The 11,470-nt window shown below is 70.4% G+C and carries 11 protein-coding genes; 4 read left to right on the top strand and 7 right to left on the bottom strand.

Annotated features, from left to right (window positions below):
• Positions 1-19: 19 nt before the first annotated feature.
• Entirely contained in the window at positions 20-883 is an 864-nt protein-coding gene (locus SK854_RS35380) for an alpha/beta fold hydrolase (protein WP_319979487.1), read from the bottom strand.
• A gap of 53 nt (positions 884-936) precedes the next feature.
• Between SK854_RS35380 and SK854_RS35375 the strand changes: the two genes are divergently transcribed.
• Positions 937-3,747, top strand: coding sequence for a BTAD domain-containing putative transcriptional regulator (locus SK854_RS35375; protein WP_319979486.1), 2,811 nt, complete (start codon positions 937-939; stop codon positions 3,745-3,747).
• On the opposite strand, the gene SK854_RS35370 is transcribed toward SK854_RS35375, so the two are convergent.
• Complete coding sequence (locus tag SK854_RS35370; RefSeq protein WP_319979485.1) at positions 3,736-4,506, bottom strand: SDR family NAD(P)-dependent oxidoreductase; 771 nt, start codon at positions 4,504-4,506, stop codon at positions 3,736-3,738. The two genes, SK854_RS35375 and SK854_RS35370, sit on opposite strands and share 12 nt — an antisense overlap.
• A 97-nt stretch (positions 4,507-4,603) precedes the next feature.
• Between SK854_RS35370 and SK854_RS35365 the strand changes: the two genes are divergently transcribed.
• Positions 4,604-5,236: a TetR/AcrR family transcriptional regulator gene (locus SK854_RS35365; protein WP_319979484.1), complete on the top strand. Its 633-nt coding sequence runs from the start codon at positions 4,604-4,606 to the stop codon at positions 5,234-5,236.
• Here the strand turns inward: SK854_RS35365 and SK854_RS35360 are convergent.
• From SK854_RS35360 to SK854_RS35340, 5 genes are read right to left on the bottom strand one after another with little or no spacing between them, the layout of a single operon-like run.
• Positions 5,205-6,641: an acyl-CoA synthetase gene (locus SK854_RS35360; RefSeq protein ID WP_319979483.1), complete on the bottom strand. Its 1,437-nt coding sequence runs from the start codon at positions 6,639-6,641 to the stop codon at positions 5,205-5,207. The two genes, SK854_RS35365 and SK854_RS35360, sit on opposite strands and share 32 nt — an antisense overlap.
• On the bottom strand, positions 6,580-7,896 hold the full coding sequence (locus SK854_RS35355) for an MFS transporter (protein ID WP_319979482.1): 1,317 nt from the start codon (positions 7,894-7,896) through the stop codon (positions 6,580-6,582). Before SK854_RS35355 ends, SK854_RS35360 begins: the two co-directional genes overlap by 62 nt.
• A gap of 9 nt (positions 7,897-7,905) precedes the next feature.
• The gene (locus tag SK854_RS35350; protein WP_319979481.1) at positions 7,906-8,364 is read right to left on the bottom strand and encodes a MaoC family dehydratase; all 459 of its coding nucleotides are present in this window, start codon (positions 8,362-8,364) and stop codon (positions 7,906-7,908) included.
• Positions 8,361-9,236 (bottom strand): amidohydrolase family protein, encoded by an 876-nt coding sequence (locus SK854_RS35345; protein ID WP_319980047.1) that lies wholly within the window; start codon positions 9,234-9,236, stop codon positions 8,361-8,363. Before SK854_RS35345 ends, SK854_RS35350 begins: the two co-directional genes overlap by 4 nt.
• 11 nt (positions 9,237-9,247) lie before the next feature.
• Positions 9,248-10,126, bottom strand: a complete 879-nt coding sequence (locus tag SK854_RS35340) for an SDR family NAD(P)-dependent oxidoreductase (protein WP_319979480.1) — start codon at positions 10,124-10,126, stop codon at positions 9,248-9,250.
• 91 nt (positions 10,127-10,217) lie between these two features.
• Between SK854_RS35340 and SK854_RS35335 the strand changes: the two genes are divergently transcribed.
• Together SK854_RS35335 and SK854_RS35330 are read left to right on the top strand one after the other, a co-directional pair.
• Positions 10,218-11,009, top strand: a complete 792-nt coding sequence (locus SK854_RS35335; protein ID WP_319979479.1) for a PaaX family transcriptional regulator — start codon at positions 10,218-10,220, stop codon at positions 11,007-11,009.
• Positions 11,010-11,239: 230 nt separating this feature from the next.
• Positions 11,240-11,401, top strand: a complete 162-nt coding sequence (locus tag SK854_RS35330) for a hypothetical protein (protein WP_319979478.1) — start codon at positions 11,240-11,242, stop codon at positions 11,399-11,401.
• Positions 11,402-11,470: the final 69 nt, after the last annotated feature.

The following is an 11,470-nucleotide window of genomic DNA, read 5'->3' as shown; positions in this document are numbered from 1 at the left end:
GAGCCCCGGCCCGTTCGCATCAGCGCTTCAGCAGGTCGCGGATCGCCCCGGCGACGATCTCCGGCGCCTCCTCGGCCATGAAGTGTCCACAGGAGACCGTGCGGTGGTCGAGGTCAGGTGCCCAGGCCTGCCACAACGCCTTGGCGTCGAAGCCGAGCGCGGCACCCCAGTCCTGCTGCAGCACGGTGACCGGCATCTCGAACTGGTTTCCGGACTCACGGTCTGCGGTGTCGTGCTCGACGTCGATCGTGGCCGACGCCCGGTAGTCCGCGACGATCGACGTGACGGCCTCGCGGCTCGCCCGCAGGTACTCGGCGCGCACCTCCTCGGGGAACGGCTGCCCGCCCCAGATGTCGAGGAAGTGGCCGAAGAACGCGTCCGGGACGGCACTGATCATCTGCTCGGCCAGGCCCGGCGGCTGTGCCATCAGGAACAGGTGGAACCCGACGGCGGCGGACGTTCCGCGCATGACGTCCCACATGTCCAGCGTCGGCAGCACGTCGAGCGACGCCAGGTGCGTGACGTGCTGCGGGTGGTCGAGCCCGGTGCGGAACGCCACGAGCGCGCCCCTGTCGTGCCCTGCCAGGGCGAACCGGTCGTGGCCGAGCGCCTGTGCGACCTTGACGACGTCGGCGGCCATCGTGCGCTTGGCGTAGGTGAGGCCGGTGTCGGCGGGCTTGTCGCTGTCGCCGTAGCCGCGCAGGTCGGGCATGATCACGGTGTGGTCGGCGGCCAGGTCGGCGGCGACGTGCCGCCACATGAGGTGGGTCTGCGGGAAGCCGTGCAACAGCACGATCGGGCTGCCGGAGCCGGTGGTGGCGACGTTGAGCTCGACGCCGTCGGAGACCTGAATGCGCTGGTAGTCGAATGCGGTGTGGTTCACGCCCCGACTGTGCGCCTGCCCGATCAGCAACCGATCAGCGTTAGGGTCAGCGGGTGGTGACGTTCGGGGTGCTCGGCCCGCTGACCGCGGGATCCGCCCGCCTCGGCGGCCCGAAGCAACGCGCCGTGCTGGCCCGCCTGCTGGTCGCCCGCCGCCGCGTCGTGCCGGTGCGCACGCTCGTCGCCGACCTGTGGGAGGAGCCGCCGGACGGCGCCCTCGGCACGGTCCAGACGTTCGTCGGGGCGCTGCGCAAGGCTCTCGAACCCGATCGTCCACCCCGGACTCCGTCCTCGCTGCTGGTCACTGAAGGAGCGGGCTACGCGTTGCTCGCCGACGACGTGGACGCCTGGCGGTTCGAGGAGATGCTCGGCGGCGACCTTTCCGTCCTGGACAGCGCGCTGGCGTTGTGGCGCGGCCCCGCCTACGGCGAGTTCGCCGACGAGCACTGGGCGCGGGCCGAGATCGACAGGCTGGAAGAACTGCGGCTGGTGGCGGTCGAACGGCGCGCCGAGGCCGCACTGGCGCTGGGGCGGGCCGCGGGTGTCGTTGCCGACCTGCGTGCCCACCTGGCCGACCACCCGTGGCGCGAGAAGGCCTGGAGCCTGCTCGCGCTGGCCCTGTACCGGGAGGGGCGTCAGGGTGACGCCCTGGAGGCGGTGCGCGAGGCCCGGCACGCGCTCGTCGAGAACCTCGGCGTCGATCCGGGCGCGGAACTCCGCGCGCTGGAGGCGGACATCCTGGCCCAGTCCCCGCGTCTGCGGCCCTCACCCGTGTCGTCACTGGTGGGACGCGCCACCGAGCTGGCGTTGCTGGAGACCGCCGTTCCGGCGGCCGGTCTGGGGATCGCGCTGGTGACGGGCGAGGCCGGCGTGGGCAAGACCGCCCTCGCCACGGCGTTCGCCGAGCTGCTGACCGGCCGGGGTTGGAGGACGGTCTGGGCGCGCTGCCAGGAGGACGCGCCCGTGGCGTGGCCGTGGCAGCAGGTGGTCGAAGCGCTGGGGGAGGAACTCGGGGCCGCTGACCGGTTCCGGCTCCGCCTGGCGATCGTGTCCACCGTGGAATCGGCGGCGCCGGTGCTGGTCGTGCTCGACGACCTGCACCAGGCCGACGAGGAGACTCTGGCTGTGCTCGCCGCGTTCACCGGCCACCGGTTCTCCGGCCGGGTGCTGATCGTGGCGACCTCGCGCACCGCGGTGCCGCTGGAGGCCCTGGCCCGTGCCGAACCGGTCCGGGTCGAGCTCGGAGGCCTGGACGAAGAGGCCGTGGCCGCACTGGTCGGGGCGAAGAACGCGGTCGCGATCCACGAACGCAGCGGCGGCAATCCTTTCTACGCCAAGGAACTGGGCCGGCTGGTCGCGTCCGGTGGCGATCTCGGCTCGGTCCCGGCCGGTGTGCGTGACGTGCTCCGCCATCGCCTCGCCGGGCTGCCCGCGCAGGCGCGGTCCGTGCTGCACCAGGCCTCCGTGCTGGGGCGGGACGTCGAGGTGGACCTGCTGGCCGCACTGGCCGGTCACGACGTGCTCGACGCGCTGGACCGCGCGATCGAAGCCGGGTTCGTCGTCGAGGTGGCGCCCGGTCACGCCCGGTTCACGCACGCTTTGGTGCGTGACACGGTGTACGAGGACGTGTCGCTGACCAGGCGTGCTCGCTGGCACGAGGCGGTGGCGGTGGCGGAGGCGCTGCGACCCGGTGACGTGCAGACGATCGCGCATCACTACGGCCTCGCGGGCACGAAGAGCGCGGCGGCGGCGAACGCACTGACGGAGGCCGCGGAGCAGACGCGTTCGCCACGGGAGGCGGTGCGGCTGTGGCGTGCCGCGATCGCGGCCGGCTCGGAGCGGTTGACGGGGCTGGTCAGGGCGTTGGCGGTGAGCGGAGACCTGGCCGCGGCACGGGAGCAGAGGTCGGCGGCGTTGCGGCTGGCGAGCAGTCCGCGGGAGCTGGCCGAGGTGATCGGCTCGTACGACGTCCCCGGCATCTGGACCACGAACGACGACCCGGCCCACTCCGCAGAACTGATCGCCGCCGCCGAACGCACCCTGCCCGCGTTCCCCGGCCCCACCGCGACCCGCGCCCGTCTGCTCGCCACCATCGCCATGGAGGACCGAGGCACCAGCGCCCGCCTCGGCGAAGCGCGGGAAGCCGAGGCCATAGCCCGTGACCTCGGCGATCCCGTACTCCGGGCGTTCGCGCTGAATGCCCGGTTCATGCACACCTTCCGCCGCACGGGCCTCGCTCACGAGCGTGCCACGATCGGCCGCGAACTCCTCGAAGTCGCCACCGACGTCACCTACGAGGTGCTGGGCCATCTGATCCTCGTCCAGGCCTGCTCCGCGCTGGCCGACTTCAGCACCGCCGACGTGCACGCGGCCGCGGCCGACGACCTCGCCCGGCGCCACGACCTGCCGTTGGTCGGTGTCTTCACCGACTGGTACGCGGCGCTGAAGCTCACTGCGGCAGGGAAGACCGCAGAGGCAGACCGCGCCTACCGGGCCGCCGCCGACCGGATCAGGGGCACCGGGATGTGGGGCATGGAACGCGGACTCCTGCCGCTGGCCCTGCTGAGCGTGCACGGGCCGTCCACAGTGGACCTCGATGACGACTGGGGCCCTTTGCTGGACTGGGTTCGCCCGCTGGCGCTGCCCCGCGACGAGGCGCTGGCCGCGGCGCGAGCGCTCCCGGACGGACCGGCGGACCTGCTCACCGAGGTCCGCGCCTGCCTGCTGGCGATGGCGGCGACCAGACTGCGTGACGACGAACTGCGTGAGCGCGCCCACGCGTTGTTGTTGCCCGCCAAGGACGAGCTCGTGGCGGGTACCGGGCTGTTCACGTTCGGCCCGGTGACGGACTACCTACGCGGCTAGTGCCGGTCCGAGCAGCAGACCACCGTCCAGCACGAACTCCGACCCGGTCGCGAACGCCGCCTCCGCCGACGCCAGGTAGAGCACCAGTGCGGTGAACTCGCCGGGCTCGCCCAGCCGCGGCACGGCGAACGGCGCGGGGGAGTAGAGGTCGCCGATCGCGGGCTGACCGGCCGCGACCGGCTCGTTGATCAGCGGCGTCGACACGACACCGGGGTGGATCGAGTTCACCCTGATGCCGTCGCGGCCGAGCTCCAGCGCGGCGGTCTTGGTCAGTCCGCGCAGTGCCCACTTGCTCGCGACGTACGGCGCGTAATAGGGCGAACCCACGTTGCCCATGGTCGAGGCGATGTTCACGATCGAGCCGCCGCCGGCCCTGCGCAACGAGGGCGCGACGTGCTTGATGCCGAGGAACTGCCCGGTCAGGTTCACCGCCATGGTCCGGTCCCAGACCTCGCGCGAGGTGTCCTCGATCAACGCTGCCGCGTGCTGCGCGCCCGCGTTGTTCACCAGCACCGACACCGGCCCGAACCGCTCCTCCGCGGCCTGGACCGCCGAGATCCAGGCGTCCTCGTCCGTCACGTCGAGCTGTACGGCGAACGCCCGCTCACCCAGCTCCTCCGCGGCCTTCGAACCCGCGTCCAGGTCCCGCGCGGCGATCACGACCTGTGCGCCTTCGGCGTGGAATCCCCGCACGTGGCTCGCGCCCATCCCGCTCGTCGCGCCGGTGACGAACACCGTCCTGCCGTCGAAGCGTCCCATCATGTCCTCCAGTGGTGAGTTGAGTGACTCACCTCGGAACGGTAGGCGCGATAGGCATGGTGAGTCAAGTGACTCACCTCATGGCATACTGGACGGCGTGCCGACCTACCACGAACGCATGGCGGAGCAGAAGCGGACGGCGATCGTCGACGCGGCGACGGGGCTGTTCCTGGAATCCGGCTACGACAAGACCTCGCTCGCGCGCATCGCCGACGCGGCCGGGGTGTCGAAGGCGACGCTGTTCAAGCAGTTCCCGACGAAGGCTGAGCTGTTCGACGCGATCGTCACGGACTACTGGCGCACGGAGGAGGGCGCGCTCACCCCGCAGCCCGGCGACCCGGGGAAGGGCCTGACCGCGCTCGGCAACCGGTACGTGGCGCTGCTGACGCGGCCGGGCATGGTCGCGCTGTTCCGCATCGTCATCGCCGAGGCGCCGCGCTTCCCCGAACTCGGCCAGACCCAGTTCAAACTGGGCAAACAGCCGTTCTTCGACGCGGTTCGCGACTACCTCGCCGCCGAACACGAGGCCGGCACCCTGGACGTCCGGGACCCGATCCTGGCCGCCACCCAGTTCCTCGGCATGATCTCGAACTTCGCGTTCTGGCCCCGGATGCTGCTGATGAACTGGGCGCCCACCGAGAAGGCCATGGCCCACTCGGTGGACGAGGCGGTCCAGACGATCCTGGCCCGGCACGAGGTCACAGCGGCAACCGGCGCAGCGCGGGCTTGAGGACCTTCCCGGATCCCGTTCGCGGCAGTTCCGACACCACCTCGACGTGCACCGGGATCTTGTACTTCGCCAGGCGCGGCAGCAGGAACTCCCGCAACCCGGCCGCGTCGACCACAGCGCCGTCGCGAGGCCGCACGAACGCGCGTCCGACCTCGCCCCACCGCTGGTCCGGCACCCCGACGACGGCGACCTCCGCGACGTCCGGGTGCGAGGTGATCGCGTTCTCCACCTCGGCCGGATAGACGTTCTCGCCGCCGGAGATGTACATGTCCTTGAGTCGGTCCAGGACGTACAGGTGACCGTCGTCGAGCCGCCCGAGGTCGCCGGTGCGGAACCACCCGTCCTCGGTGAACGCGGCCTTGGTGGCGACCGGGTCGTTCCAGTAGCCGGGGGTGACGTTCGGGCCCTGCACCTCGATCTCGCCGGTGTCGGCCAGCCGCAGGTCGCCGAAGAACACGCACGGTCCCGCTGACCCCGCCCGCCGCACGCTGTCGGAAGCCTCCAGGAACGTGGCGCCCGGAGCGGTCTCAGTGAGGCCGTAACCCTGGCAGAACACCAGGCCCCGGTCCTGATAGGCGTGGATCACCGCGTCCGGCACCGCCGCCCCACCGCACAGCAGCACTCGCAACGACGACAGGTCCGCCGTATGCCACTGCGGCGAGGACGCCAGGTCCGCGTACATCGTGGACACACCGAACATCCACGTCACGCCGTGCGTCTCGATCAACGAAACGCACTTGGTGACGTCCCAGCCCGAGGTGATCACGCTGTGCCCACCCTTGATGAAGGTGGGCAGCAGCGTCTGGGTGAGCGCGGCGACGTGGAACAGCGGCGCCGTGACCAGGGTGACGTCGTCCGACGCGATGTCGACGCCGATCATCAGGTTGAAGGTGTTCCACAACAGGTTGGCGTGGCTCAGCATCGCGCCCTTGGGCCTGCCCGTGGTGCCGGAGGTGTAGAGGATCAGCGCGGTGTCGTCGATGCCGACCGGCTCGTCCAGCGGTTCGTGGGAACCGCCGAGAAGCCAGTCCTCGTACGTGGCGAGCGACACCGCCCGCGGGTGCTCCACTTGATGGGAAGGCGCGTGCACCAGCACGTGCGCACCGCAGTCGCCGAGCTGGTAGTTGATCTCCGCCGGGGAGAGGCGGAAGTTCAACGGCACGAAGATCGCGCCCAGCTGGTGCGTGGCGAACAGGGTCTCGGCGAACGACGGGTGGTTCGGGCCGAGGTACGCGACCCGATCACCGTGCCGGACTCCGAGCTCCCGCAACCGCCACGCCAGCCGGGTCGTGCGGACGGCCAGCTCCCCGTACGTCGTGGAGACGCCGTCGTAGGTCAGTGCTTCACGCTTCGGCGCCATGCGCGCGCGGCGGTGTGGCCAGCTGCCCAGCCCCGAGTTCCGCATTCCTGTCTCCTGTCAGGCTGGTCCGGCTGGTCTCCCGCAGGATCACCGTGCACACGACGGTGAGCAGGCAGAACGCCGCGAGGATGAACGGGATCGCGCCCGTGCCGGAGGACCTCTGCACCTGCGCGAAGAGCAACGGCGCGAGCCCCGCGCCCAGGCCCGCGAGCTGGTAGCCGAGCGAGGCGCCGGTGTAGCGGCTGCCGGTGTTGAACAGCTCGCTGTACAGGGCGGCGAGCGGCCCGTACATCATCGGATGGATCACGGCCTGGCCGAGCACGAGAGCGAGGACCACGAACCCGTTGTCCACCAACGGGAACAGCGCGAACCCGAACGCCGCCATGAGCACGGCGCCGGCGAGCACGACGGGCCTGCGCCCGAACCGGTCCGACGCCGCCGACCAGCCGAGGATGCCGATCACCGCGAGCGCTGAGGACAACGTCAGCGCGTTGAGGATCGTCTGCCGGCTGTTACCCGCCTGAACGCCGTAGGCGAGTATGAAAGTCGTCAGGGTCGACTGCGCGACGAACGCGGAGAGGCCGACGCCGATCCCGAGCAACAACGTGCGCGGGTGGTTGCGCAGCACGTCGAGCAACGGCATCGAGCCCTTCTTCCGCTCCGCCTTGAAGACCGGCGTCTCCTCGACCTTCATCCGCACGAACAGGCCGATGCCGAGCAGCACCAGGCTCAGCAGGAACGGCACCCGCCATCCCCACTCGAGGAAGGCCTTCTCGCCGACCAGCGCGGCGGTGCCGGACAGCGCGAGCGTCGACAGCACCATGCCGCACGGCGCGCCCGCGTTGGTGAAGCTCGCCCACAGCCCGCGCCGGGAGGTGGCGTGCTCGGCCGACATGAGCACGGCGCCGCCCCACTCGCCGCCGACGGAGATGCCCTGCACGACCCGCAGCAGGATCAGTCCGGCCGGAGCGAGCCAGCCGACCTGGGCGTAGGTGGGCAGCAGGCCGATCAGGAAGCTCGCCACACCCATCAGGCTCATGGTGAGCACGAGCATCTTCTTGCGCCCCAGCAGGTCCCCGTAATGTCCGAAGAGGACTCCGCCGAGCGGGCGGGCGAGGTAGCCGGTGGCGAACGTGCCGAAGCTCGCGATCGTGCCGACCAGCGGGTCCAGCGAGGAGAAGAAGACCTTGTTGAACACGACCGCGGAGGCCGTGGCGTAGAGCAGGAAGTCGTAGTACTCGATCACGCTTCCGAGGAAGCTCGACGAGACCGCGCGGCGTAACTGCGTTGTTGTCGCCATGACTTCACCTCATGCGTAGTGGCGGTAGACGGCACGTGCGACACAAGCGGGCTTCGCGGAGCCCTCGATCTCGACGGTGAAGTCGACGGTGAGCTGCACGCCGTCGCCCGGCACGTCCTCGACCGACTCGACCCGGCCCAGCAACCGGATCTTGGCCCCGACCGGCACCGGCGCGGGGAACCGCACCTTCTCCAGCCCGTAGTTCAGGCTCATCCGCACGCCCGAGACGTCGAGCAGTTCGGTCATCAACGGGATGAGCAGCGCCAGCGTCAGGTAGCCGTGCGCGATCGTGCCGCCGAACGGTCCGGTGGCGGCGCGTTCCGGGTCGACGTGGATCCACTGGTGGTCGTCGGTGGCGGCGGCGAACGTGTCGACGCGGCCCTGGTCGATCTGCAACCAGTCGGTGTGGCCGAGGCTCGTTCCCGCCAGGGCCTTGAGTTCGGCGATTCCTTGGACGGAGATGGTCACGCGTCCTCCTTGACGAGTCCGAGCAGGCGGGCTGCGTTGTGCTTGAGGATCTTGGGCCGGACCTCGTCGGAGATGTCGAGCTTGGCGAAGTCGGCGAGCCAGCGGTCAGGGGTGATCACCGGGTGGTCCGAGCCGAACAGGACCTTGTCCTGCAACAGGGTGTTGGCGTAGCGGACGAGCTGTGGCGGGAAGTACTTCGGCGACCAGCCGGACAGGTCGATGTACACGAACGGTTTGTGCGTCGCCACCGCGAGCGCCTCGTCCTGCCAGGGGAACGACGGGTGCGCGAGCACGATCCGCAGGTGCGGGAAGTCCACGGCGACGTCGTCCACGAGCATCGGGTTGGAGTGCTTGAGCCTGATGCCACCACCGCCGGGCACGCCGGCGCCGATCCCGGTCTGTCCACTGTGGAACAGCGCGGGCACGCCCAGCTCCTCGATGACCTCGTACAGCGGGTACGCCATCCGGTCGTCGGGGGAGAAGTCCTGGAGGCTGGGGTGGAACTTGAAGCCCCGCACACCGTGCTCCTCGACCAGCCTCCGCGCCTCCCGGACGGCGGTGCGGCCCTTCCACGGGTCGACGCTCGCGAACGGGATCAGCACGTCCGCGTGTTCGGCGCAGGACGCGGCGACCTCCTCGTTGGAGATGCGCGGGTGGCCGGTGGCGTGCTCGGCGTCGACCGTGAAGATCACCGCGGCCATCTTCCGCTCGCGGTAGATCTGGGCGGTCTCGGCGATCGTCGGCTGCCGGTGAGCGGCCTTGAAGTACTTGGCGGACGCCTCGATCAGTGTCGAGCTCAGCGAACTGTGGCCGTCGCTGGAGATCTCGGCGTGCGTGTGGACGTCGATGGCGACCAGGCTGTCCACATCCATTTTGGGAACGTTCATGGCGCCACCGGCATCGGGACTCCGTAGGTCTCGGCCTCGAACTCGCTGAACCGCTCGGCGATGGCCGCCGCGTTCCAGCCGCCGTCCGCGAACAGGACCTGTTTCTCGGCCGGGTGCGACCAGAGCGCGAGCCGGTCCCCGCCGATGCCGATCGCCTGTCCCGTCACGCCTTTCGCCGCGTCCGAGGCGAGGTAGACGATCAGGTCCGCGACGTCCTCGACGGTGCCCAGGCCCTCGTCGCGCCGCACCCACTCCGGCAGCGGCGCGCCGGTCCGTTCCGACTCCTCGATCAACGGCGCGAACGCCGGAATCGTGCGGGTCATCTCGGTGGCGGCGACGGGGACGACCGCGTTGACGGCGATGTCCGAGCGGGCGAGCTCCAACGCCCAGGTCCGTGCCATGGCGGCGATCCCGGCCTTCGCGGCGGAGTAGTTGGTCTGGCCGAAGTTGCCGCGCTGGCCGGCGGGCGACGAGATCAGCACGAGGCTGCCTCCGGTGCCCTGCTCGCGCATCCGCACCGCCGCCGCCCGGGCGCAGGTGAAGGTGCCGCGCAGGTGCACGTTGATGACCGCGTCGAAGTCGTCGTCGGTCATCTTCCACAGCACGCGGTCGCGCAGGATTCCGGCGTTGGTGACCAGCACGTCGAGCCGTCCGAACTCCTCCACGGCGGCCGCGACGAGCAGGTCGGCCGTCTCGGCGGACCCGACCGGCGCGATCACCGCGCGGCCCCCGATGCTCGCGGCGAGCTCCTCGGCGGACTCGTCCACGTCGTTGACCACGACCTTGGCCCCGTTGCGCGCCAACGCTTCCGCGTAGGCCCGGCCCAGCCCGCGACCGGCGCCGGTGACGATCACGACCTTTCCCGACAGCTCCATCAGGCGAGTCCTCTCCGTTGGGGTCGCGATCCAAAGTAGGGCATATTCATGACGCTCGTCTAGATGCTGCCCAACATGTATCGTGAGCAGCGTGACACCCCAGTCCTTGATGCTCAACTTCCTCGGCCTGTACGTGTTCGACCGCGGCATCGCGGTCTACTCGGGCAGCGTGATCGACGTGTTCGGGCGCGTCGACGTCTCGGAGGAGGCGGTGCGCTCGACGCTGACGCGCATGGCCTCACGGGGTCTGCTCACCAAGCACCGCAACGGCCGCAAGGTCTACTTCGGACTCACGCCGCGCGCGACGGACGTCCTGCGGGACGGTGAGCGCCGGATCTGGCAGACCGGCGCGGTCAACCGGGACTGGGACGGCACCTGGACCCTGGTCGGCTTCTCGCTGCCGGAGGGCCGCCGCGGCGAACGGCACGACCTGCGGTCGCAGCTGCAGTGGGCCGGTTTCGGGCCGGTGCAGAACGGCCTGTGGATCGCACCGGGCGCGCGCGACGTGACCGCGCTGGTCGAGGGGCTCGCGGAGAACGTCACCGTCTTCACCGCCCAGCACGCCAAACCGACCGAGGCGGTGGACCTGGCCCGCCGCGCGTTCGACACGGCCGCCATCGCCGCCCGCTACCAGGACTTCCTGACGAAGTGGCGGGTGCCGGACAGTTCGTTGCCCGACGACCTGGCCCGCCAGTTGCTGCTGCACGCCGACTGGCTCGACCTCGTGCGCCAGGACCCCCACCTGCCGGCCGAACTGCTCGCGGGGGACTGGCCCGCGATCGAGGCCGAGCAGCTGTTCCAGTCCCTGGCCACCCGCTACGTCGAGACCGCGACCCCGCTCGCGGCCGCCGCCATCGAGTCGATCGAGGTCGATGCCGGCTAGGTCGCAGCACTGAATTTATAGCGCTGACGAACAGGCGCGGTTCATCGCGCTGCCCGCGGAGACTCGCGCCACCTACCGCCGGTGCTACGACATGTCACTGCGCATGGTGAAGCGCGTGCACGACGCCGGCGTGCCGATCACGACCAGGACGGACGGACCCCGCGGACCTGCACACCGAGTTCCGCGAACCGGCCGCGTCCGGTTCGCGGCCACTGGACGTCCTGCCCACGGTGACCACGGCGCCGGCCGCCTATCTCGGGCGTGTCGGCCGGATGGGCGCCGTAGCCCCCGGCATGGACGCGGACGTCCTCCTCCTCGCCACCGCCACCGTCCAATCAGGACTTTTGCGCGACGTGGCCGGTGCGGGTCTGCTCGCTACGACAATCGAGTGAGAAGTGCACAAACACTCGCGCGTCCGAACGACGAGGAGAACCCTCGGCTGGGGCCGATCTTCGTCTGGG

This window comes from Lentzea sokolovensis (assembly GCF_033949975.1).
Lineage (GTDB): Bacteria > Actinomycetota > Actinomycetes > Mycobacteriales > Pseudonocardiaceae > Lentzea > Lentzea sokolovensis.
The sequence above is the reverse complement of the archived record's forward strand: the minus strand, read 5'-3'. Positions and strand labels throughout refer to the sequence as shown.